Genomic DNA, 22,794 nt, shown 5'->3' with positions numbered 1-22,794 from the left:
GATCCCGACCTCCGGGCCGGGCCAGCCCGCCCGGAGGCCCGTCGCCCCGCCCGGAGGTCGCCGACCCGGCCCGGAGGTCACCTGCCCACGGGCGGGCCGGCACCGGCGTCCCCGCTCAGGACGACCAGGATCGACAGAGCCGGATCCAGCGGTACCCGTGCCCCGACAGGTGCAGCTTGTCGAGCTTGCCCACCTCGTCGTAGTTGCGGTCGGCGAGCACGTCGATGGGCAGGTCCGCCTCGGGTTGGAGCAGGCTCAGGTCGACCTCGACGTCGGTGGTACCGAGGTTGTGCAGGAAGACCATGGTCCCCGTCGGGCCGTCGGCCCGGTGCGCCAGCACCCCCGGCGGCATCGGCACGTCGATGTGCTTCGTGGATCCGGAGCCGATCTCCGGGGCCTCCCGCAGCGTACGGATCATCCGCTCGAACCAGGCCAGCAGCGAGGTGCGATCCCGACGCTGGAGGGTGACATTCACCTTCTCGTACCCGAAGTCGCCCTTGTCGATGACCGGGCGGACCAGCTTCTCCGGCTCTGCGGTGGAGAAGCCGGCGTTCGGTTGGCTCGACCACTGCATCGGGGTACGGATCGCCTCCCGCCCGTCCAGTGACAGGTCCTCCCCCATGCCGATCTCCTCGCCGTAACGCAGCACCGGCGTGCCGCGCAGCGAGAACTGCAGGGAGTACGCCAACTCGATGCGCCGGCGGTCGTTGCCCAGCATCGGTGCCAACCGGCGACGGATGCCCCGGTCGTAGATTCGCATGTGTTCCTCGGGACCGAACTGCTCGTACACCTCGTTGCGCTGTTCGGCGGTGAGCCGGGACAGGTCGATCTCGTCGTGGTTGCGCAGGAACGTCGCCCACTGCCCGCCCTCGGGCAGTGCCGGCGTGTCCCGCAGCGCCTCGATCACCGGTTCCGGGTCCTGCCGGGCCAGGGCCAGCATCAGCCGCCCGTTCAGCATGAAGTCGAAGAGCATGTGCACCCGGTTCGCCGAACCCCCGCTGTCGCCGAAGAAGGCGGGAAGGTTGTCCGGTTCGACGTTCGCCTCGGCCAGCAGGACCGCGTCCCCGCGCCGCCACTGCACGTGCTGGCGCAGCTCGGTGAGGAATTCGAAGTCCAGTTCCGGGTTCGCGTCGCCCGGCTCGGTGCGCTCGATGATGAACGGCACCGCGTCCATCCGGAAGCCGGCGACACCGAGTTGGATCCAGAACGACATGATCTTCTTGATCTCGGCGCGTACCGCCGGGTTCGTGGTGTTCAGGTCGGGCTGGAACTTGTAGAACCGGTGGTAGTACCAGGATTTCGCGGTCCGGTCGTAGGTCCAGGTCTCGTGCTGCTCGCCCGGGAAGACCATGCCCTGGTGCCGGTCGGCCGGCTCCAGGTCGGACCAGACGTACCAGTCACGGTACGGCGAGTCCGGCGAGGAGCGCGCGGACTGGAACCACGGGTGCTGGTCGGAGGTGTGGTTCACCACCAGGTCGATGATCACCCGGATGCCCCGGTTGCTGGCCTCGTGCAGCAGCTCGGCGAAGTCGCCAAGGGTGCCGAACCGTGGATCGACGTTGTAGAAGTCGGTCACGTCGTAGCCGTCGTCGTCATTTGGCGACGGATGGATGGGGTGCAGCCAGAGGCAGGTCACACCGAGCCGGGCCAGGTAGTCCAGCCGGCCGATCAGACCCCGGATGTCACCGACCCCGTCACCGTCGGAGTCCGCGTACGTGTCGATGTCGAGGCAGTACACGACCGCCTCCGAGTACCACCTGTCAGACATGCCCCCGAACCTTCTCCCGGCTGCAACCTCGGCAAACCCGCAGCGCGGTCCGGACCCCGACGGGAGCCAACGGGAACGCGGCCGGCCGGGGAGCTGACGCGGGCCCTGGGTATGGTGCCGGCATGCGGAGCATCGAGTGGTCCGGTGGCGAGTGGCACCGCCGGCCGGTCCGGGTGGCCGAGGAACCGGACGGCTCGCTGAGCGTCGAGCCGGGCCACGGCAGCGACCTGTGGCGACACACCAGTTACGGCTTCGTGCACGACGACGCCCCGGCGCTGCTCGCGCCGTTCCCGACCGGCACCGCCGTGGAGGTCGACTTTCGGCTGGACTGGACCGGGCAGTTCGACCAGGCCGGTGTGCTGGTCCGGGTGGACGACCGGAACTGGGTGAAAGCCGGCGTGGAGGTCAGCGACGGCCAGCCCCAGGTGGGTGCGGTGGTGACCCGCGATGTCTCCGACTGGTCGGTGGCGCCGGTCCCCGACTGGGCGGGCCGGGAGGTGGGCGTACGGGTCAGCCGTGCCGGTGACGCGTTGACCGTGCGCGCCCGGGTCGTCGGTGAGCCGTGGCGGCTGGTCCGGCTCGTCCCGTTGGCTCCCGACGTGGTGGCGACAGCCGGACCGTACTGCTGCTCGCCCAGCCGGGGCGGGCTGGTCGTACGGTTCACCGGATGGCGCCAGGGCCCGGCCGACGAGGCGCTGCACCCACCGGACTGAGCCGTCCGGCCTGGTGTGCCTCGCGGTTCCGGCGGGTAATAGCCCGCTTTACGCCGGTCCCGCGAAAGGCATCATCATGGCGCTCGCCCAGGACGTCGACCCCGCGCAGGTCGGCGGGTTGACCGGCTGGATCGCCGGGGTGATCGAGGCGGGCGGGGCGGTTGGGGTGGCCCTGCTCGTCGCCCTGGAGAGCATCATCCCGCCGATTCCCAGCGAGATCGTCCTGGCGATGGCCGGGTACCTGGCCGGCGAGGGCCGGTTCAACGTGGTGGTGGTGACCGTCGCGGCCACCGTCGGCTCGGTGCTCGGCGCGTTGGTCCTGTACTGGCTGGGTGCCGCGCTCGGCGAGGACCGCCTCAAACGGTGGCTCGACCGGTTGCCCCTCGTCGATCTGGACGACCTGGAGAAGGCCGACAGGTGGTTCGAGCGGTACGGCCGCTGGGCGGTGTTCTTCGGCCGGATGGCACCTGTCGTACGCAGTCTGGTGTCGGTGCCGGCCGGGGCGAACCGGATGCCGCTCGTCGAGTTCGTCACGCTCACCACGCTGGGCAGCGGCATCTGGAACGGGCTCTTCATCGGCCTCGGCTACGCCCTGGGCTCCCGCTGGCAGCAGATCGACCGCTACAGCTCCTGGTTCGACTACGGGATCCTCGCCCTGCTCATCCTCATGCTCGCCACCTGGGTGATCAAAAAGATCCGCCGCCGCCACACCCGCACCCCCTCCCCCCGCCCCTGACCCCCGCGATCTTGCACTTCTGGTCGGGATAATTCGTCCGCAAAAGGTCAGAACGCCGACCGAAAGTGCAAGATCGCGGAGGACTGGTGTGTCGCGGAGGACGGGGTGTGGGGATCAGGGGAGGGTGCGGAGGTGGGGGGCTACGGTGCGGGCGAAGGTGTTGTTGTTCGTGATGTCCCAGTTGATGGACCAGGTCATCGCGCCACGCAGGGCGGGGTAGGTGCGTGGGGGCGGAAGCTGCCGCAGTTGGTGGCCCGGGTCAGACAGTCGAGCGCGGCGTTTACCACGCTGGGCGGGACTATGCCGCCGCCGGCCGCCCCCGGACCGGCCGGCAGGCCGAGCCCGACCTGGTCGGGGCGCAGCCCCGCCTCCAACTGGATGCAGGCCAGCGCGACGATGAAGTTGACGGTCCCCTGGGCGTACGCGGAGTTGTTGTCGCAGCCGAGCATCGCACCGGAGTTGTAGAACTGGGTGTTCACCACGGTCAGGATGTCCTTGATGTCCAACGCCAGCTTGAAGTAGCTGCCCGCCGGGTTCTGCATGTCGATGGTCTGCGGCGCCATCGCGATGATCAGCCCACTGCCCACCTTGGCCCGCAGTGACCGCAGGGCCTGGGCCATGTAGGTCGGGTTCAACCCGTTCTCCAGGTCGATGTCGACCCCGTCGAAGCCGTAGCGCTGGATCAGGGCGTACACGCTGTCGGCGAAGGCCACCGCGGACGCCGAGCTGTCGACCACGACACGACCGGTCTCGCCACCCACCGAGATGATCACCTTCTTGCCGCGACTCTGGAGGGTCCGCACGTCGGCCGAGAAGTCGGCGTCGGTGTAACCGCCCAGCGAGGCGGACAGGCCGGGGTCGATGGCGAAGCCGACCGCGCCGGGGGCGCCGGTCGCGTCGGCGAAGGCGACCGCGACCAGGTCGTACTCGGTGGGCACGTCACGCAGCCGCAGCTCAACAGCGGGATTGTCGAAGTTGTGCCAGTAGCCGGTCAGGATGTGCTTCGGCAGCCCGGTGGTCGGCGGCGGGGTGGTGGGTGGCGGAGTCGTCGGCGGCGGAGTCGTTGGTGGCGGAGTCGTCGGCGGCGGCGTGGTGGGCGGCGGCGTGGTGGGCGTGGTGCCGCCCGCGCAGGTCGCACCGTTGAGCCGGCAGTTCGCCGGTACGCCGGAACCGCTGCCGAGGAAGCCGAAGGAGACCGAGGCACCCGGCGCGATGGCACCGTTCCAGGAGCGGTTGGTGAAGGTGTACCGCTGGCCGCTCGAGGTCAGCAGCGCGTCCCAGTAGGTGCCGACAGTGGTGCCCGCGGGCAGGTCGAAGGCGAGACTCCAGCCGTTGACAGTGGTGCTGCCACCGTTGCTGATCGTGTACTTCCCCTCCCAGCCGGAGCCCCAGTCGGACGTCTTGACGAAGCTCGCGGTGACTCCGGCGGCATAAGCGGCCGGCGCGAGCCCGACCGCACCGATCGCGGCGGCCAGCGCGCCGATCACCGACAGCACGAACGTTCTGGACCTTCTCATGTGCCCTCCAGCTCGGGATGCAGATCCATGGACGTCAACCTGGCGCCTATTATTAAGACTGTTAACTGTTTCTGTCCAGGGCTGGCCAGACCACTCAGGCGAGCCGGCGCGGCCCCCTGCCCGCCAGCGGCGACGCAGGGGGCCGTGCCGGAGGCCTCAGCGGCGGAAGTGGAACCAGTTGACGTTCACGAAGTCGTTGGGCTGGCCGCTGGTGAAGGTGAGGTAGACGGTGCGTCGTCCGGTCACACCGGAGACGTTGCCCGGCACCGAGCGCCAGCTCTGCCAGCCGCCGGTGTTGGCGATGGCGAAGCTGCCGATGGGCGCGCTTGTCGGGCTGTCCACCCGTACCTCCACCAGGCCGCTGACGCCGGACGCCGCGCCGGAGGCGACCCGGGCCACGAAGTCGCGTGGCCCGCCGGAGCCGAACTCGACGTTGTCGTAACGGACCCAGTCGCCGTTGCGCAGCGCCCCGATGTTCTGCCCGCCCTCGGCGCACGCCTCGACGATCACGCCGTTCTGGGCGTTGAAGGACTCGGCCTGGATGGTCGCGTACGCGTCCCGCGTCCCGCTCGGCGGCGGGGTGGTCGGCGGCGGCGTGCTGGGCGGCGGGGTACTGCCACCACCCCGGCTGTAGACGGCGACGTAGTCCACAACCATCGGCCGGCCGGGCACGGTGGCCGAGGTCGGCGTCGTGCTGCCCGCGACCCCGTTCGGGAAGGCACCACCCATCGCCACGTTCAGCAGCAGGAAGTAGCCGGCGTGGCTGGTCATCTGCGACCAGTACGGCTCACCGACCCGGGTCTGGCTCACCGTGTGGTAGAGCTGCCCGTCGACGTACCAGCGCAACTGCTGCGGACTGACCGAGGCGTCCCACTCGAACCGGTAGGTGTGGAACGCCGACTGGCAGGTGCTACCGGGGCAGGCCCGGGAGGCGCCGATGCCGTTGAACTCGTCGCACGGGCCGCCCGGGGCGACGCCGCAGTGCAGCACTCCCCAGACCGAGTTGAGCCCGTTGACGTTCTCCATCACGTCGAACTCGCCGATGCCCGGCCAGTTCTGGTAGTTGCCCCGGTACGGCGACCCGAGCGCCCAGAACGCCGGCCAGTAGCCGGACGCGGCGGCACCCGTGACGTTGGGCATCTGGAGCCGACCCTCGATGGCCAGCACGCCGCCGGCCGGGGCCTTGAAGTTGCTGCGGACGGTCTCGATGCGGGCCGAGGTCCAGCGGCCGGCACCGTCGCGCAGCGGGGTGATCCGCAGGTTGCCGGCGCCGTCGTGGCTGACGTTGGCGGTGCTGTTGGTGTACGTCTGGATCTCGCCGGTGCCCCAGTTGGGTGGTCCACCCGGGTAGCTGGTGCCGGTGTCGATGATCCAGTTGGCGGAGGACGGGAGGGTGCCGGCAGCGCCGGTGAAGTCGTCGCTCCACACCAGGCTCCAGCCCGACGGGGGTGGCGGTACGGCGGCGTCCGCGGTGGTGCTGAGCCCGGCCAGGACTGTGGTGACGGCGGTGAGGAGGGCCAACGCCAGCGGCAGCCGGCGTCGCGCAGGCGGGGCGGCGGGTGCCGCCGGAGCAGGTGTCATGACGTGCCTCTCTGAGGGGACGGGAGAGCGCTCTCTCACGAGTTGTACGTCCCCTTCAGGCAGTTGTCAATGTCGATCGATTCGGCCGGTCCGGCGCTCGGACACCACCCGCCGCGCCGGCCGGAGTTTCCCGATGCCACCACAGGGGGTAATTGCCGGCCGACCCGGTGCGGACGGACCGACCCGGGCAGGAGTGGACGGTGGTAGTGATGGTCAGGCAGGCGGCAACGGCCCCGAGTCCCACGGTCGAGGCAACGGACCTGCTCACCGTCGGTGTCGAGGAGGAGTTCCTGCTCGTCGACCCGGAGACCGGGGTCGCGGTGCCCGCTGTCGAGGAGGTGCTGGAGCAGATCCCCGCCGAGCTGCGCGGTCAGATCGAGCGGGAGTTCCAGACCAGTCAGATCGAGATCGGCAGCCCACCCGGCCTGGAACTCTCCTCGATCCGGCACTCCCTCGGCCTGCTCCGCTCCGCACTCGCCGACGCCGCCGAGCGGGCCGGCGCGCGGCTGCTCGCGATCGGCACCGGGCCGGTCGACGGGCCGGTGCCCCCGGTGGTCGACAAGCCCCGCTTCGACCGGATGCTCGCCCGGTACCGGCTGCTGGTGCCCGGGCCGGGCAACAACGGCATGCACGTCCACGTGGGAGTGCCGGACCCGGACACCGGCGTGCAGGTGCTCAACCACGTACGGCCGTGGCTGCCGATCCTGCACGCGGTCACCGCCAACTCCCCGTTCGCCCGGGGGAGGACACCGGGTACGCCAGTTGGCGGTCGATCGAGTGGGAACGCTGGCCCTCGGTCGCGCCGACGCCCTACCTGGTCAACCACGAGCACTACCAACGACTGATCCGTCAGCTGATCGGCAGCGGCGTGATGCTCGACGAGGGAATGCTCTACTGGTACGCCCGACTGTCGGCCAAGTACCCGACGGTGGAACTGCGCATCGGCGACGTCTGCCCGACCGTCGACGACGCGATCCTGATCGCCGCGCTGGTCCGGGGGCTGGTGGCGACCGCGCTCGACGACATCGCCGCGGGGCGGCCACCGCTGCCGACCGACCATCACCTGCTGGTTGGCGCGCACTGGCGGGCCGCCCACGACGGGCTGGAGGGGGAGGCGGTCGACCTGTCCAGCGGCGAGCTACGGCCGGCGTGGGACCTGCTGCACCAGCTCGTCGGGCGACTCGGGCCGGCCCTGGAACGACACGGCGACCTCGCCGAGGTGACAGGTCTGCTGGAGGGGCTGCGCCGGCACGGCAGCGGCGCGGCGCGGCAGCGTTCGGTGTACGCCAGGACCGGACGGATGGAGGATGTGGTGATGGACGTGGCCCGACAGACCCGGGGCGAGGACCCGGCCTGACGAAGGGGTGGTGCCGTGGCGGAACGGTTGATCGTCATCGGCGGGGATGCCGCCGGCATGTCGGCCGCCTCCCAGGCGCGTCGCCGCCGGGGCCCGGACGACCTGGAGATCGTGGCGTTCGAACGAGGACACTTCACCTCGTACTCGGCCTGCGGTATCCCGTACTGGATCAGCGGCCTGGTGACCGACCGGGAGCAACTGGTGACCCGGTCGCCCAAGACGCACCGCGAGGACTACGCCATCGACGTACGGCTCCGGCACGAGGTGGTCGGGATCGACCTGGTCCGGCGCGAGGTGGTCGCCCGCGACCTGGACGGCGGCAGCGAGGTCCGCGAGCCGTTCGACACCCTGATGTACGCCGCCGGGGCGGTGCCGAAGAAACCGGACTGGGCGCGCACCGACGCCGCCGGGGTGTTCGGGGTGCAGACCCTCGACGACGGTTCGGCGCTGCGCCGGTGGCTGGACGCCGATCCGCAGCCGCAGCGGGCGGTGGTGGTGGGCGGCGGCTACATCGGCGTCGAGATGGCCGAGGCGCTGGTCCGCCGTGGTCTGTCGGTCACCCTGGTCGAGCGCGGCGAGCAGCCGATGTCGACTGTCGACCCCGACATGGCCCGGCTGGTCACCGAGGCGATGCGTGGGCTGGGTGTGGACATCCGCACCGGCGTACGGGTCACCGGTCTCTCGGAGCGCGACGGCCGGGTCTGCGAGGTGGTCACCGACGACGGGCCGATCCCCGCCGACCTGGTGGTCCTCGGTCTCGGGGTACGTCCCAACACCGAGCTGGCCGCCGCCGCCGGCCTGCCGCTCGGGCCGACCGGCGGGATCCGGGTGGACCGCCGGATGCGGGTCTCCGGGGTGCCCGGAGTGTGGGCCGCCGGGGACTGTGTGGAGACCCTGCACAAGGTCAGCGGTATGCCTGTGCACGTGCCACTCGGCACGCACGCCAACAAGCAGGGCCGGGTCGCGGGGATCAACATCGGTGGCGGCTACGCCACCTTCGCGGGGGTGATCGGCACCGCCGTCACCAAGGTCTGCGACCTGGAGGTGGGACGCACCGGGCTCCGGGAGGGCGAAGCCTCGGCGGCCGGATTCGAGTTCGTCTCCGTGATCGCCGAGTCGACGAACCGCGCCGGCTACTACCCGGGTGCCCGCCAGATGACGGTGAAGCTGATCGCCGAGCGCCCGAGCGGGCGACTGCTCGGCGCCCAGATCGTCGGCTGGTCCGAGGCGGCGAAGCGGATCGACACCCTGGCCGTGGCGCTGTGGAACAAGATGACTGTGGACGACATGACCGCGCTCGACCTCGGCTACGCCCCGCCGTACGCCCCGGTCTGGGATCCGGTGCTGGTCGCCGCCCGTAAGGCGGTGGACGCGCTCGCCTCCTGAGCGTTCTTGTCGGTGGGGACGGTTAGCGTGAGCGTGCCGCGCCCGGTCAGGGCCGACGCCGACCCCTCGGAGGAATCCCCCATGTCGCAGGAGACGACCTACCTCGAACTGTCCGAAGTGGACGGTGCCGCGCACAAGTTCTACGAGGTGGTGGTCGACGACGCCACGATGACCGTGCGCTTCGGGCGGATCGGCGACCAGGGCCAGGTGAAGACCACAGGCTTCCCCGACAACGCACGGGCCCGGGCCGCCGCGGCGAAGAAGATCGGCGAGAAGGTCCGCAAGGGGTACGCCCCGGCGGTGCCCGGCGTACGCCAGAAGCGGGCCGTCTCCCGGCGGCAGATCGTCAGCACCCGTTCGACCGCCCGCACCGCACCGGTGCTCTGGCGGTACGAGTCCGGCGCGCCGGCCTTCGGCATCTTCGTCGACGGGCGCACCTGCATGGTGGGCAATGAGCGAGGTGTGATCACCACTCTCGACCACGACGCCCGGGTGCTGGACCAGGTCCGCCTGCCCGACGGGGTCAAGTGCATCGTGGCCGACAACGCCTGGATCTACGCCGGCTGCGACGACGGCAACGTCTACGACCTCTCCGGCAAGATCCCCCGGGTGGCGTACGCGATCGTGCCCGACATCGACATCTACTGGCTCGACATCCACGACGGGGTGCTGGGCGTCTCCGACGCCGACGGCGGGATCGCCGCCATCGACCACGAGGACGAGTTCCTCTGGCGGCGGGCCGGGCGTGGCCGGTCGGCCTGGATGGTGCGGTGCGACACCGACGCCGTCTACCACGGCGACTCGACGGGGGTGAGCGGCTACGACTGGCGCACCGGTCGGGAGCTGTGGCACACCCGCACCGGCTCGGTGCTCTTCGGCTGGCAGGAACGCGACGCCGTGTTCGCCGGCACCGCCACCCGCGAGGTGGTCCGGATCGGCAAGGACGGCGGCTCGGCGCTGCGCACCTACCGGGCCGACGCCCCGGTCTTCTCCTGCGCCACCGCCGAGGACGGCCGCTACGTCTTCGCCGGGGACAGCCAGTCGTCGATCTACTGCTTCGCCGCCGACGGCACCCGGCTGTGGAAGCTCGGCACCGGCTGCGGCTCGGCGTACTCCATGCAGTACCACGACCAGCGCCTCTACGTGGTGACCACAAGTGGTCACCTGGCCTGCATCGATGCCAGCGAGCCGGCGATCCGGGCGGCGGAGGCGGGCAGCGTGCCGGACGTGGTCGACGTCAAGGCCCCGGCCCGGCTGCCCGAACCGGCAGCGGTCACCCAGGTCGAGATCGTCGGCGACGCCGGTGACGGGGTGGTCGTCGAGTGTGTCGATCAGGGCGGTCGGCTGCGGGTGCACGTGCTCTCCGCCGGCTACCACCGGAACTGGTCGGTGCAGTTCCCCAAGGGCATCCGCGAACCGGGTGCCCGATACCTGGTCACCGAGGTCCGCGAGTCCGGCCGCGGCGGCTTCTACCGCGCCTACGGCGACATCCGCCGGCTCCGCTGATCCCCACCGCGCCCCCGCCCCCGATCGCGCCGCTGACCGAGCACCTGTCGCGGCCGGTCGGCGGGCGCCCGGGTTACGGCGGCCGGTCTGTGGTCCGGCGCCCGGGTTACGGCGGCCGGCCCGGTGGTCCGGCGCCGAGGTTACGGCGGCCGGTCTGGTGGTCCGGCGCCAAGTTCTTGGCGGCCGGTCTGGTGGTCGGCAGCCCGGGTTGTGGCGGCCGGTGGGGCTCGGCCACCATGAGCCGGTGACCGGCGTGCTGCGTATCCCCGACGGGTTGACCTGGCTGCACGGCATGCCGGGCGGCCCGGAATGGTTGGCCGAGTTGCCGGACCGGCTGGCCCGCTGCACCCGGCGCTGGTCGCTGCGGGTAGCGCCACCCTTCGGGTACGCCTGCACCTCGCTGGCGCTGCCGGCCGACCTGCCGGACGGCACCCGGGCGGTGCTCAAGTTGCAGTTCCCGGACGCGGAGAGCGAGCACGAGGCGATCGCGCTGCGCCGCTGGGACGGCAACGGCGCCATCAGGCTGCTCGACCACGACCCCGACCTGCGGGCGCTGCTGGTGGAGCGCTGTGACCCGGGCACACCGCTGCACGTGTTGCCGCTCGACGAGGCACTCGACGCCGTGGTGGCGCTGCTTCCCCGCCTCTGGGTGCCCTCGGCGACCGTGCCAGAGCGGCCGGACGACCCGATGGATCCGGCCGGTGCGGCGGATGCCGCTGCGGCCCCTGGCGGGGCGGCCGGGCGGGCCGGTGCGCCGTTCATGTCATTGTCGGAGGCGGCGGCCGGCTGGTCGGCCCGACTACCGGTCAAGTGGGAACGGGCTGGACGCCCGTATCCGCGCCGGCTGGTCGACACCGCACTCGACCTGCTGGCCGGGCTGGTCGGCAGCCAAGGTGAGCAGGTGCTTGTCAACCAGGACCTGCACGCCGGCAACGTGCTGCGCGCCGTACGCGAGCCGTGGCTGGTGATCGATCCGAAGCCGCTTGTCGGCGAACGCGAGTTCTCGGTCGTTCCGATGGTGCGCGGCACCGAGCTGGGCCACTCCCGGTCGGCCGTCCGTCGCCGCCTGCACCGGCTCAGCGCCGAACTGGGGCTGGACCGCGACCGGGTACGCGGCTGGACGATCGGCCAGACGATGGCCTGGAGCATCGACGGCGACCGGGTCTTCAGCGACCACGTCGAGGTGGTCCGCTGGCTCCTGGACTGAGGCGAGACGGCTGCGGCTGCGGCTGCGCACCGTTTCGCCTCGCCTCGACCGCGCTTGGCGGGGTCGACCTCAGCCCAACGACTGGCAGCTGGGGCACCAGTAGAGGTTGCGGGCGGTGATGGTGCCTCGGTTGACAGGTGTCTGGCACACGTGGCAGGGCTGGCCGGGGCGACGGTAGACGTAGACCTCTCCCCCGTGCCTGTCGACGCGGGCCGGGCGGCCCATCGCCTCGGGCAGGTGGGCGGCGCGGACGGTGTCGATCCGCCCGGTGGCGACCGCGAGCGTCATCAGTTCGACGAGATCGGTCCAGAGCATCTGCCAACCGGCCCGGGTCAGCTCCCGGCCGGGCAGCCTCGGCGACAGACCGGCGCGGAACAGCGCCTCGGTTACGAAGATCAAGCCGGTGCCGGCCACCACCGCCTGGTCCAGCAGCAGCGCCGCCAGCGGCGTCGCACTGCGCGAGATCCGGGCGTACGCCCGGTCCGGGTCGGCGTCGACGCGCAGGGGATCCGGACCGAGTCGGGCCCGCAGCGCCGCCACCTCCGGCGGAGTGAGCAGCTCACAGGCGGTCGGGCCACGCAGGTCGAGCCAGTGCCGGTCGCTGGTCAGTCGTAGGCGGATCTGTCCCACCGGCTCCGGCGGCTCACCGTCGCCGTCGGTGACCTTGCCGTAGAGGCCGAGGTGCACGTGCAGGGTCAGCTCACCGGCATGGTGGTGCAGCAGGTGCTTGCCGTACGCCTCGGTGCCATCGAGCACCGTCCCGGATATCCGGGCGGCACCGTCGGCGAAGCGGCCCTGAGGGCTGGCAGCGAGCACCTTGTCCCCGGCGAACAGCTCGGCGTGCCGGACCGCCAGGCGATGAATCGTGTGTCCCTCTGGCACGGCGCCAAGCGTAGCCAGCGGGCCGGTGAGCAGCGATCGGGCAGGCCCGCTACTCGACGGTAGGGGGATTGCTGCCGGTGTCTGGTTCAATTGCCGGTCGGGCCCCCGGCACGGCGGGCACCACGTCGACTCGATGGGGGCAGTGGGTCATGACGGTTGGGATGCGCCGTGCGGTGGTGGTCGGCAACAGCGACGGGATCGGGCTGGCGTTCACCCGCAGACTGCTCGCCGACGGCTGGCTGGTCACCGGGCTGTCCCGGCGGGACAACCCGATAATCGTCCCGACGTACAACCACCACACCGTCGACGTCACCGCGCCGGACTATCCCGACGTGCTGGCCAAGGCGATCGACGAACTCGGCGGGTTGGACCTGTGCGTCTACGCCGCCGGCATCGGGGAGCCCGTCGACCCGACCGACCTGGCCGCGCAGACCCGCACCTTCGAGGTCAACCTGATGGGCGCGGTACGCACCACTGCCGTGGTGGTGCCGAGGATGCTGACCGCCGGCGACGGGCACCTGATCGGGATCTCCAGCCTCGCCGACCGGCTGGTCTCCGGCGAGGCACCCGGTTACGCCGGCTCGAAGGCCGGGCTGTCGTCGTACCTGATGGGCCTGTCGGCGGCCCTGCGCCGGCACGGCGTGCACGTGACCACTGTGCGGTTCGGTTTCGTGGACACCAAGATGGCAAAGGGCTCCTCCCGGCCGTTCATGATCCCGGTCGAGCGGGCCGTGGAGATCCTCGTGCGCTGCGTCCGCAACCGACCCGTCCTGGTCTCCCGCCCCCGCCGCCTGGCCCTCCTAACCTCCGCCCTGGCCCCCCTAACCCGCCCCCGCTAAACCCCACCCCACCCACCCCACCCCTACCCCCCGCTCTCCCCACCCCTCACCTCCGCGATCTTGCAGTTGTGGTCGTCCATATGCCCTGTTGGCATGCATTTGTCGCGACCACAACTGCAAGATCGCGGGGAGAGCGGGGGTAGGGGTGGGGGTGAGCGGGGTGGGGTGGGTGTCGGGGGTGTGGGGGGTGGGTACCTGGTGGGTGTTGTGGCGTGGTTGGCGATACGGGGCTGATGCCGCCGTCCACGCATCGATCAGGAGGTGAACCTATGAGATTTCCTTCGCTGTCACGCCGGGGGGAACCGGCGCCGCCGGCAGATGACGAGGGCCGGGACGGGACGGTCGCCACCGACACCCGTACCGACGAGCGACCCGGCGTCGAGGGCAGCACGGACGGCAGCACCACCCGCCGTGCACCGACCGACGACAGCACCACCGACCGGGCCACCAGTCAGCGGGCCACCGGCCGAACCGCCACCGACCGGACCAGCGCCGACCAGACCACCGCCGGACGGGCCACCGGGCAGGTCGCCGCCGGCGGAACGGCCACCAACCGGACCGTTGGTACCGACCGGGCGGACCGTCAGCCCGATGCGAGGCGGAGCGCCGAGGCCCGAGCCGCCACGGCTCGCTCCACAGTCCTGGGCTCCCGCCGCGCCCGCGCCGCCGCCCCCGAGACCGTCGACGGCGACCGGACGACCGGCGTCGATCACGCCGTCGACGGCGACCGCGACCGGACCGTCGACGACCTCCACACCACCGACCGGGCCGGCGACGCGGACCGTGGCACCGGCCGGGAGCGGGGCATCGGCACCGGGGCCGGCGAGCGGAACGGCGTGGTCGACGCTGACCGGACCCCCGACGACGAGGCCAGCCGGGACGTGCCGCCGGCACCTGTCGGCCCGCGACCCCGAGCCAGTCTGCTGGCCACGCTCGGCCTGATCGTCGGCGTCGCCGGCGTCCTCTTCGTGCTCACCGGCACCCTCGCCGGGTACGGCATCGCCCTGGGCGCGGGTGGAGCCGTGCTCGCTGTGCTCGGGCTGATCGCGACCCGACGGCGGCACATCGCCGGCAAGTCCGACGCGCTGCTCGGCATCGCCTTCGGCCTCGGCGCGGTGGTGCTCGGCGTGCTGGCGATGACCGGCCAGTACGACTGGCCGAGCACCGACGGCGACCTGGTGGCCCGCTTCCGCGAGTGGCTTGATTCACAGTTTGTCGATCGCCTGTAGCGGGCACCTTTCGACCCGCCGGTGGTGCACCGGCACCGGTCGGTGCGGAACCGACCGTAGCCCGATCAGATCTGGTGGTTCACCAGCCGGGCGCACACGCTCGTCAGGGGCGGCGGTTCGCCGCCCCTGACGTGTGTCCGGGGCGGTTCGCCGCCCCTGACGTGTGTCCGGGCGGCGAACCGTGACCGAACATGCCGGCCCCGCCGATCAGGAACAGCCACCCAGCGAATCGGCCCGACCGAGTTCCCACGCAATGAAAGTCCGTTGGACGGGTGGTAAACGCAACGTTCTGCCGCTGAATGCAAAGGTTCGCGGTGGATCCTGCTCGTCGAACCCGCATACCGTTGAGCCACGGCGCCAGCCCGTGGGCCGACGGTGGCCGGGCGCGCCCGACGCTTGGAGCAGGACACATGACGATGGACGCCACCCGCCAGCGCTTCCTGATGTGCCGGCCGACGTACTTCGCCGTCGACTACGCGATCAACCCCTGGATGGACCCGACCGCCCCGGTCGACGTCGACCTCGCCGTCCGGCAGTGGGAGCGGCTGCGCCAGGTCTACCTGGACCTGGGGCACACCGTCGAGGAGATCACGCCGGTACCCGGCCTGCCCGACATGGTCTTCGCCGCCAACGGCGGCACCGTGATCGACGGCAGGGCGATGGCTGTGCAGTTCCGGGACCCGCAGCGCGCCGACGAGGCCCCCGCGTACCGCGCCTGGTTCGAGGCCGCCGGCTTCGAGATGTACGACCCGAAGCACGTCAACGAGGGTGAGGGCGACGTCCTGCTGGCCGGTGATCACCTGCTCGCCGGCACCGGTTTCCGCACCGCGCACGCCTCGCACGCCCAGCTCCAGGAGGTCTTCGGTTACCCGGTGATCACCATGCAACTTGTCGACCCGCGCTTCTACCACCTGGACACCGCGCTGACCGTGCTCGACGAGCGGACCGTGGCGTACCTGCCCGAGGCGTTCTCGCCCGGCAGTCGGGCCGTGCTGCGCCGGCTCTTCCCGGATGCCGTGCACGCCACCCTGGCCGACGCGGAGGTGCTCGGCCTCAACGCGGTGAGCGACGGCCGGCACGTGGTGCTGCCCGAGCAGGCCACCGGCCTGGCCGCCAAGCTGCGCGACCGGGGCTACCAGACGATCGGCGTCGACCTGTCCGAGCTGCGCAAGGCCGGCGGCGGGCCGAAGTGCTGCACGTTGCGACTCCGTCAGGGAAAGGCGAACCGATGATCGAGGACATGCTGCGGACCCCTGCCGCGGTGCAGGACGCGGAGCGCCACACCGCGCACAACTACCACCCGCTGCCGGTGGTGATCTCCTCGGCCGAGGGCGCCTGGGTGACCGACGTGGACGGCAGGCGCTACCTCGACTGCCTGGCCGGTTACTCGGCGCTGAACTTCGGCCACCGGCACCCGACGCTCATCGCCGCCGCACACGCCCAGCTCGACAAGCTGACGCTCACCAGCCGGGCCTTCATCCACGACCAGTTCGCCGACTTCTGCCGGGAGTTGGCGGCGCTGTGCGGCAAGGACCTGGTGCTGCCGATGAACACCGGGGCCGAGGCTGTCGAGACCGGCATCAAGGTGGCCCGCAAGTGGGGCTACCAGGTCAAGGGGGTACCGGCCGGCCAGGCCAACATCGTGGTCGCGGAGGGCAACTTCCACGGGCGTACGACCACGATCGTCAGCTTCTCCACGGACGAGGACGCCCGGGCGGACTTCGGGCCGTACACCCCGGGCTTCCGGGTCGTGCCCTACGGCGACCTGGCCGCGCTGGCCGAGGCGGTCGACGAGCACACGGTCGCCGTGCTGCTGGAGCCGATCCAGGGTGAGCAGGGCGTGGTGGTGCCGCCGGAGGGATACCTGCCGGGCGTACGGCGGCTGTGCACCGAGCGCGACGTGCTGTTCATCGCCGACGAGATCCAGTCCGGCCTGGGCCGCACCGGCACCACGTTCGCGTGCGAGCAGGAGGGCGTCGTGCCGGACATGTACCTGCTGGGCAAGGCGCTCGGCGGCGGCATCGTGCCGGTCTCCGCGGTGGCCGCCGACACCGACGTGCTCGGTGTCCTGCGGCCCGGGCAGCACGGTTCCACGTTCGGTGGCAACCCCCTCGCCTGCGCGGTGGCGACCGAGGTGGTCCGGCTGCTGGCCACCGGCGAGTTCCAGCGCCGTTCGGCCGAGCTGGGCGAGCGGCTGCACGCCGGCCTGCGCGGGCTGATCGGCAAGGGGCTGGTCGCGGTCCGCGGTCGGGGCCTCTGGGTCGGTCTGGACCTCGACCCGTCCCTGATGAGCGGCCGGGAAGCCTGCGAACGGCTGATGGAGCGGGGGGTACTGGCCAAGGACACGCACGGCTCGACCATCCGGCTGGCCCCGCCGCTGGTGATCACCGAGGAGGAGATCGACCACGCGGTGGCGCAGGTGGCCGCCGTGCTGGCCGGCTGAGCGGCCGTACCGAACCGGTGGGCGTCGGGACCACGGTCCCGGCGCCCACCGGCGTCAGCGGGGCAGGCGCATCGCCATTGTCGGCGCCTCGGACATCACCGAGTCCGGGTTGTACGGCGCTCCCGCCGGGAACTCGTTCGGGCGGCCGACCTGCACCCCCGGGTACAGCTCCACCATGTCACCGTTGCCGAGCACCCGGGACTGCTGCGGGGCCAGCGGGATCCGGTCCGTCTCCGCGAGGGAGCCGCCCGGGCGCACGCCGGAACCGTTGGTGCTGACATCGGTGGCCACGACGTCGCCGCCGCGCAGCTCCAGCCGCAGATGGTTACGGCTGATCCAGCGTCGCGCCTCGTCGTTGAGCCACTGACCGAGCATGACGCCGCCGGAGCCCTCCGGCGCCCGGCCGATCACCACCGGCTGCTCCTCGGTGAGCACGAAGCGACGGCGGATCAGGCCACCGACGCGTACCGCGAGAACCTCGCTGCGCGGCCGGGGACCGGCGTCCCGCAACCGCGCGCCGTGCCGGGGACAGGTGGGTACGCCGTTGCGCAGCGACGGTGGCGGCTGCCCGGTCGGCGCGCGGTCCACCAGGGCCAGGTCGGCGAAGGCGCCACCGCCGCCGGCACCGCCGAACAGGGTGCAGCCGGACTCCGGACAGCGCCATTCGCGGGACAGCAGCTTGGCACCGGCGGGTGCGGGCGGCCCGGCGACCGGTGTGTGGCCGCCGCCGACGTGAGCGATGAAGACCGGACCGCCGGCACCCGGCACCGGGGCCAGTACCCGGCCCGGCTGCTCCACAAGCCACGGGAACCGTCCCCGCAGGCCGTCAAAACGGACCCGGCTGAGCACCGGCAGGCCGAGCAGGTCGGCCACCTCAAGCATCCGGTCACCGGGGTTGTCGAGCACCTCCACCAGGCCGTCGTCGGCCCACCTGCGTACCACCATCCGCTCGTTGGAGGTGAGGTCGGCGTCGGAGAGCATCCCCCGGTGCACCACCGCGTAGACCGGGACGTTGTCCTCCTCCAGGCTGCGCGCCAGCGCGTCGATGACCATACCGAGGCGCAGTGAACTGGCCGGACGACCGCCGTCGAGGTCCTGATAGCGGATGATCTCCGCCAGGTCCAGCACCGCGCGGGCCAACTGCGGATCGGTGCAGACCCGCCCCTCGATGGCGTCCAACACCTTGCTGATCTCGAACCTCATCGGGCACCCTCCACGATCTCGTCGATCCGCCGGGCCAGCCGTAGGTCACGCTCGGTGACACCGCCGGCCGAGTGGGTCACGCAGCGGAAGGTCACCCTGCGCCACCGGATGTCGATGTCGGGGTGGTGGTCCAGTTCCTCGGCCGTCGCGGCCACCCGGTCCACCACCGTGATGGCGTCCGGGAAGCTGGCCAGCTCCACGGTTCGGGTGATCCCGGCGGGGTCCCCCGACCAGCCCGCCAGCCCACCCAGCTCGTTTCGCACCGCCTCGGCGGTGAGCACCTCTGCCATGGCCAGACCCTACCGGTGGCGGCCGGCCGCCCCTGATCGTGGCGGCCGGCCGACGCTCGGCTGGACGGGTACCCGTGGCAGGGGTCGCGGTCAGCCGAGTGGCCCGGGCAGCCGTCAGCTCATCCGGCCCACGGCGGATCGCAGCCGCAGCAGGTCGCGACGGCGGCGCTCGTAGGTGGTCGCCAGGCCGATCAGCGCGAGCCCGGCGACGGCCAGGAAGGCCCACCTGGGCAGCAGGTCCCAACCGCGCACCAGCTCGTACAGGGCGAGCAGGGCCAACGTGTTCCCGCCGAGCACCACGGGTGCCTGCCAGCGGCGGACCGCGCCGAGCAGCGTCACGACGAGAGCGGCGGCGCCGAGCAGCAGCCGCCGCACGGGCTGCGGGTCGGTGCCGAACAGCACAGCGGTCAGGCTGGGCAGCAGCACGGCGGCCAGGCCAGGACCGAGCGCCAGCCAACTGTTCAGCCCTGGCCGGGTCCGCAGCGCCACCGTGCCAGCGGCGAGCGCCACCGCCGCCAGCGGCACGGTGTACGCCTCCAGCACGCTCACTCCGCCGGCCACCAGGAGCAGCCAGACGGCCAGCAGTTCGCTGCCACCGCCGATGCCGGCGAAGACCCAGCGCCGCCCGAGCGACTCGTCCCGACGCAACAGCCGGACACCCATCGCGACGCCCCACAGCACGCAGATCGTCGCGGCGTGCCGGAGTGCGCCCAGGGTGAGCAGCAGCGCGAGCAACGCGACCACCTGTGCGGCGGCGTCCAGCACCCGGCCCAGCAGCACCGCTGGAGCGCCGCTCCGGTACGACTCGGGAGCCGCCAGGGTGGATCCCGCCGGCACCGCGACCGGCTGTGGCACCGCGGCCGGCTGTGGCACCGCGGCCGGCAGACTCCCCCGGCCCGGCAGCATCGCGGCGAGCAGCAGGGTGAGCGCGGCGACGCCGAGCACCGCGAACGCCGCCACCCGGGGCGGCTGCCCACCGGCCAGCGGTGCGGTGACCGCGAATCCGGTCGCCGCCGCCACCGCGACCAGCCAGCCGGACACGCGTACCGCTAGGTCACGGGCACCCACTCCGACGACAGTCGCCGCCACCGCCACCAGGCCCAGCCCGGCCAGCGTCGCGGCCTCGGTGGCCTGAAGGTTGAGCAGTCCGGCCACCGCCAGCACGAAACCGACGGGCACCGCCGCCCGGACGAAGGAACCGGCCAGCGGCCACAGCGCGACAGCGAGCAGCAGTGCCACACCGCCCAGGAGTGCCGCCGCCGGTACCACCGGCCAGGGCACGGCGGCGGCGACCAGCAGCACCGGGCCGGCGGCGGCCACGAAGGGCAGCGCCAACCCGGCGACCCGCCAGCCAGCGGCCCGGCCACCGGCGGGAACAGCAGCACCGGGCTCGCCGCCACCCTCGTCAGCGGATCGTTGTCGCGCGGAGTCGGTGCGGGACGCCGGCCAGGCCGCCAGGGCCGCCGCCACCGCCAGCAGTACCAGCGCCAGGCCGACCGGCAGCGCGTCCGGTGCCGACCGGGTAGCCGGGACGCCGGACCAGAGCGCGGGCGGCGGACCGTACGGCGTCAGTAGCGCGCTCACCACCATCGGCACGGCCGCCAGCACCGCCACCACGGCCAGGCCCAGCCCGGCCACCGGCAGCAGCCCCACCGGTCGGGCCCGGAATCCAGCGAGCGCGACAAGCGAGGCCGCCACCGAGGCGTACACCGCCACCCGCTCGGCGCCCGGCACGACCAGGGGCGACAAGCCGGTCAGCACCCCCACCACGGCGAGCCCGGTCGCGGCGTACCCGGCCAGTTCGGGCCAGGATCGACGCAGCGCGAGCAGCGCCACCGCCGGCAGCGCGACGGCGGCCAGCGCGCCCCGGGCCTGCCACCAGGGCGGGGCACCGACGCCGATCAGCGCGACCGCCGTCCCCGCCGGCACCACGAGCACCGCGGCGGCCAGACCGGACCCGGCCACGGCCCGCCGCACCGGATCGCCGTATCGGCCGGCGACCGCCACGCCGAGGCCGACGGCCAGGATCACCACGCAGGCGGCACCGGCACCGATCGGGTCCGCCAGCCCGACCAACAGCCCGTGCCCGAGCAACGCCGCACCGGCCGACGTCGCGGCAAGCACCGTCACGGTGGGCAACGTCGGACGAAGCACCGCCACGACCAGCAGCACCGCCCCGACCGCGAGGTCGATAGCGACCACCGCCGGCCACGACGCGGCCCAGGCCACCGGCGCGGCGAACGCGATCGCGGCGAGACCGACCGCCAGCACCGCCGGCCGCACCGCCCGAGGCAGCAGCAACGCCACCGCCGCCGAGGTCAGCGCCACCGCCACCGGCAGTTGCCAACCCCACGCGAACACCGGACCCGCCGTGGCCCCCTGCCACGGCGGCAACGACCGGACCACGGCGGCTCCGGCCAGCACCAGCCCCGCCACCGCCGCCAGCAGCCCTCCGCCGCCGGCCACCAGCAACGCCCCCACCCGGGGACCGGCCCGCCAGCTGCGCGGCAGCAGCCGTATCGCGCCGGCCAGCAACGCCGCGACAAGCGCGGCCACCACCAGCCACACCGATGCGCGCAGTTCCACCACCGGACGGACGATCGCACCGGCCAGCACCGGCACCAGCGCGCCGCCCGCCAGCGTCCGGGCCGGCTCGCCGCCGGCCAGCAACGCCGCGCCGAGCGCGGTAAGCGCCACCAGCAGCATCGGCACGCCGGCCACCAGCGGTACGCCGCCCGCCCGGCCGACGAGCAGCGGCACCAACGCGCAGCCGGCGGCGAGCAGCAGCCAGCCGGCGAAGCCGGTCCAGGCCAGCGCGCCACCGGCCAGCCGCAGCGCCGGTGTCGTCGCGACCCCCTCGTTCGCGACGGCACCGGCGCGTCGCCGCAGGACGGCGACCACCGCCAGGTCGACGAGCGCCACCCCGACGAAGACCACCGCCCAGCCGGCCGGTTCCGGGCGGGCCTCGGCCGCGAGCAACGGCAGTACCGGCTGGACGACGAGCATCGCGGCGAACCACGGCACGGCCAGTCGACTGAGTCGGGCGTAGCCCAGGGCCACCGCCGCCCCGACCGCCGCGACCAGCGCGGCGTACCGGCTGCCCGGCCAGGCGGTCACCCCGAACAGGTCGACAGACCAGGCGGCGTAACCGTCGAGCAGTACCAGCAGCAGCCCGACGGCGGCGAAGGTCTCGGCGGTGCCGCGCAGCCCCCGCCAGCGGGCGACCAGCGGCACGGCCAGCAGCAGCGCGGTGAACGCCAGCAGGATCACCGCACGGCCAGCGACCCCGACCGACGCCCAGGCCACCGCCGTGAAGACCGTCGCCGCCGTGCCGAGCAGCAGTCCACCCAGGACGAACAGCAGACCCTGCACGGTCCGCGTCGAGGCTTCCGCACCACCCGGGCGAACCAGCGCGGAACCGGGCCGCCCGCCGGGAGCCGGCACGGGTGCGGCCGGCACCGGAGCGGGTCCCGGGAGTCCGCCGACGGCCGGCGGCGGGCGGTGGCCAGGTGCCGCGGCGGACACCGGGAACTCGGCCCGGACCGCGGCGGCCAGTTCCGCCCGCCGTCGCCGCACCGCGTCGAGCCGCCCGGCCAGCCCCTCGTACGCCTGACGGGCCCGCTGCACCTCACCGCCCAGCACGTCGATCTCCCGGTCGAGCCGGATCACCTCGGCGGCAGCCGAATGCGGCGGCCGGCCGCAGCCGGTGCAACCGGAGTCGAGATTTGCCGACGAACCGCAGGCCGGGCAGGGGTAGGCGTTGTCCACGCCGTCATCCTCGACCGCCGGGTACCCCCGACGCCAGAGTGCGCGTACTCAGGAGCGGGTGTGCTCGAAAACCCAGGCGGCGTAGCCCGGATGACCGCAGTCCACCCTGCTGACCAGGATCTCCGGCACCTCGTAGGGATGGCTGGCCCGCAACTGCTCGACCAACGCGTCGACCCGGTCCGGTGCCGTCTTGAACTGCACCGACCACTCGGTGCTGGTCTCCACGCTCGACTGCCACCAGTATGTGCTGTCCACCTGACCGCCGACCTGCGCGCAGGCCGCCAGCCGCCCGGCCACCGCTGCGGCGGCCAGCAGATCGGCGACCGACCGCGCGTCGACCACCGTCGTCACCACGCTGATCTGCTCCAC

General features: G+C 72.4%; 16 protein-coding genes and 2 pseudogenes. 10 read left to right on the top strand and 8 right to left on the bottom strand.

The features are described from left to right. Window positions 1–115 precede the first annotated feature (115 nt). On the bottom strand, window positions 116–1,768 hold the full coding sequence (locus CLT74_RS26880; RefSeq protein ID WP_099850046.1) for an alpha-amylase family protein: 1,653 nt from the start codon (window positions 1,766–1,768) through the stop codon (window positions 116–118). 122 nt (window positions 1,769–1,890) lie between these two features. Between CLT74_RS26880 and CLT74_RS26875 the strand changes: the two genes are divergently transcribed. Then, window positions 1,891–2,481, top strand: coding sequence for a DUF1349 domain-containing protein (locus CLT74_RS26875; protein ID WP_099850044.1), 591 nt, complete (start codon window positions 1,891–1,893; stop codon window positions 2,479–2,481). Window positions 2,482–2,557: 76 nt separating this feature from the next. Then, window positions 2,558–3,217 carry a DedA family protein gene (locus CLT74_RS26870; protein ID WP_099850042.1) on the top strand — a complete coding sequence of 220 codons (660 nt, stop codon included), beginning with the start codon at window positions 2,558–2,560 and terminating at the stop codon, window positions 3,215–3,217. 114 nt (window positions 3,218–3,331) lie between these two features. Here CLT74_RS26870 and CLT74_RS26865 read toward each other — a convergent pair. Both CLT74_RS26865 and CLT74_RS26860 read right to left on the bottom strand, forming a co-directional pair. Beyond that, window positions 3,332–4,734, bottom strand: a pseudogene (locus CLT74_RS26865) (chitinase). Between the two features lie 156 nt (window positions 4,735–4,890). Beyond that, entirely contained in the window at window positions 4,891–6,315 is a 1,425-nt protein-coding gene (locus CLT74_RS26860) for a carbohydrate-binding protein (RefSeq protein WP_099850040.1), read from the bottom strand. Between the two features lie 209 nt (window positions 6,316–6,524). On the opposite strand from CLT74_RS26860, the pseudogene CLT74_RS26855 reads away from it, so the two are divergent. The 4 genes and pseudogenes from CLT74_RS26855 to CLT74_RS26840 all read left to right on the top strand — a co-directional run bounded on the left by CLT74_RS26855 (window position 6,525) and on the right by CLT74_RS26840 (window position 11,771). Continuing rightward, window positions 6,525–7,672, top strand: a pseudogene (locus tag CLT74_RS26855) (carboxylate-amine ligase). Window positions 7,673–7,687: 15 nt separating this feature from the next. Continuing rightward, on the top strand, window positions 7,688–9,058 hold the full coding sequence (locus CLT74_RS26850) for an FAD-dependent oxidoreductase (protein ID WP_099850038.1): 1,371 nt from the start codon (window positions 7,688–7,690) through the stop codon (window positions 9,056–9,058). Between the two features lie 81 nt (window positions 9,059–9,139). Next, window positions 9,140–10,564, top strand: a complete 1,425-nt coding sequence (locus tag CLT74_RS26845) for a WGR domain-containing protein (RefSeq protein WP_099850036.1) — start codon at window positions 9,140–9,142, stop codon at window positions 10,562–10,564. A 244-nt stretch (window positions 10,565–10,808) separates the two neighbouring features. Beyond that, on the top strand, window positions 10,809–11,771 hold the full coding sequence (locus tag CLT74_RS26840; protein WP_486582585.1) for an aminoglycoside phosphotransferase family protein: 963 nt from the start codon (window positions 10,809–10,811) through the stop codon (window positions 11,769–11,771). A 69-nt stretch (window positions 11,772–11,840) separates the two neighbouring features. Here CLT74_RS26840 and CLT74_RS26835 read toward each other — a convergent pair whose 3' ends face one another. Continuing rightward, window positions 11,841–12,653 carry a DNA-formamidopyrimidine glycosylase family protein gene (locus CLT74_RS26835; RefSeq protein ID WP_099850034.1) on the bottom strand — a complete coding sequence of 271 codons (813 nt, stop codon included), beginning with the start codon at window positions 12,651–12,653 and terminating at the stop codon, window positions 11,841–11,843. Window positions 12,654–12,802: 149 nt separating this feature from the next. Here CLT74_RS26835 and CLT74_RS26830 point away from each other — a divergent pair, with 149 nt between their 5' ends. The 4 genes from CLT74_RS26830 to rocD all read left to right on the top strand — a co-directional run bounded on the left by CLT74_RS26830 (window position 12,803) and on the right by rocD (window position 17,164). Beyond that, entirely contained in the window at window positions 12,803–13,492 is a 690-nt protein-coding gene (locus tag CLT74_RS26830; RefSeq protein ID WP_099850032.1) for an SDR family NAD(P)-dependent oxidoreductase, read from the top strand. 269 nt (window positions 13,493–13,761) lie between these two features. Continuing rightward, complete coding sequence (locus tag CLT74_RS26825) at window positions 13,762–14,721, top strand: thrombospondin (protein ID WP_099850030.1); 960 nt, start codon at window positions 13,762–13,764, stop codon at window positions 14,719–14,721. A gap of 416 nt (window positions 14,722–15,137) precedes the next feature. After that, complete coding sequence (ddaH, locus tag CLT74_RS26820) at window positions 15,138–15,953, top strand: dimethylargininase (RefSeq protein ID WP_199172431.1); 816 nt, start codon at window positions 15,138–15,140, stop codon at window positions 15,951–15,953. After that, window positions 15,950–17,164 (top strand): ornithine--oxo-acid transaminase, encoded by a 1,215-nt coding sequence (rocD, locus tag CLT74_RS26815; protein WP_099850026.1) that lies wholly within the window; start codon window positions 15,950–15,952, stop codon window positions 17,162–17,164. The genes ddaH and rocD overlap by 4 nt, the downstream gene beginning before the upstream one ends. 54 nt (window positions 17,165–17,218) lie before the next feature. On the opposite strand, the gene CLT74_RS26810 is transcribed toward rocD, so the two are convergent. The 4 genes from CLT74_RS26810 to cutA all read right to left on the bottom strand — a co-directional run bounded on the left by CLT74_RS26810 (window position 17,219) and on the right by cutA (window position 22,794). Further along, the gene (locus CLT74_RS26810) at window positions 17,219–18,367 is read right to left on the bottom strand and encodes an FHA domain-containing protein (protein WP_099850024.1); all 1,149 of its coding nucleotides are present in this window, start codon (window positions 18,365–18,367) and stop codon (window positions 17,219–17,221) included. Continuing rightward, complete coding sequence (locus CLT74_RS26805) at window positions 18,364–18,657, bottom strand: 4a-hydroxytetrahydrobiopterin dehydratase (protein WP_099850022.1); 294 nt, start codon at window positions 18,655–18,657, stop codon at window positions 18,364–18,366. Before CLT74_RS26805 ends, CLT74_RS26810 begins: the two co-directional genes overlap by 4 nt. A gap of 114 nt (window positions 18,658–18,771) precedes the next feature. Further along, a complete protein-coding gene (locus CLT74_RS26800; protein ID WP_099850019.1) occupies window positions 18,772–22,425 on the bottom strand; it encodes an SCO7613 C-terminal domain-containing membrane protein in 3,654 nt (1,217 codons plus the stop codon). A 48-nt stretch (window positions 22,426–22,473) separates the two neighbouring features. Then, window positions 22,474–22,794, bottom strand: a complete 321-nt coding sequence (gene cutA / locus CLT74_RS26795) for a divalent-cation tolerance protein CutA (protein WP_099850017.1) — start codon at window positions 22,792–22,794, stop codon at window positions 22,474–22,476.

The sequence above is a fragment of the Verrucosispora sp. CNZ293 genome (genome assembly GCF_002754655.1).
The sequence above is the reverse complement of the archived record's forward strand: the minus strand, read 5'-3'. Positions and strand labels throughout refer to the sequence as shown.

What these genes read in the sequence shown, in the direction of transcription:
- CLT74_RS26880 (WP_099850046.1), bottom strand. Translation starts at nt 1,768, where the DNA reads ATGTCTGACAGGTGGTACTCGGAGGCGGTCGTGTACTGCCTCGACATC.
- CLT74_RS26875 (WP_099850044.1), top strand. Translation starts at nt 1,891, where the DNA reads ATGCGGAGCATCGAGTGGTCCGGTGGCGAGTGGCACCGCCGGCCGGTC.
- CLT74_RS26870 (WP_099850042.1), top strand. Translation starts at nt 2,558, where the DNA reads ATGGCGCTCGCCCAGGACGTCGACCCCGCGCAGGTCGGCGGGTTGACC.
- CLT74_RS26860 (WP_099850040.1), bottom strand. Translation starts at nt 6,315, where the DNA reads ATGACACCTGCTCCGGCGGCACCCGCCGCCCCGCCTGCGCGACGCCGG.
- CLT74_RS26845 (WP_099850036.1), top strand. Translation starts at nt 9,140, where the DNA reads ATGTCGCAGGAGACGACCTACCTCGAACTGTCCGAAGTGGACGGTGCC.
- CLT74_RS26830 (WP_099850032.1), top strand. Translation starts at nt 12,803, where the DNA reads ATGACGGTTGGGATGCGCCGTGCGGTGGTGGTCGGCAACAGCGACGGG.
- CLT74_RS26825 (WP_099850030.1), top strand. Translation starts at nt 13,762, where the DNA reads ATGAGATTTCCTTCGCTGTCACGCCGGGGGGAACCGGCGCCGCCGGCA.
- ddaH (WP_199172431.1), top strand. Translation starts at nt 15,138, where the DNA reads ATGGACGCCACCCGCCAGCGCTTCCTGATGTGCCGGCCGACGTACTTC.
- rocD (WP_099850026.1), top strand. Translation starts at nt 15,950, where the DNA reads ATGATCGAGGACATGCTGCGGACCCCTGCCGCGGTGCAGGACGCGGAG.
- CLT74_RS26810 (WP_099850024.1), bottom strand. Translation starts at nt 18,367, where the DNA reads ATGAGGTTCGAGATCAGCAAGGTGTTGGACGCCATCGAGGGGCGGGTC.
- CLT74_RS26805 (WP_099850022.1), bottom strand. Translation starts at nt 18,657, where the DNA reads ATGGCAGAGGTGCTCACCGCCGAGGCGGTGCGAAACGAGCTGGGTGGG.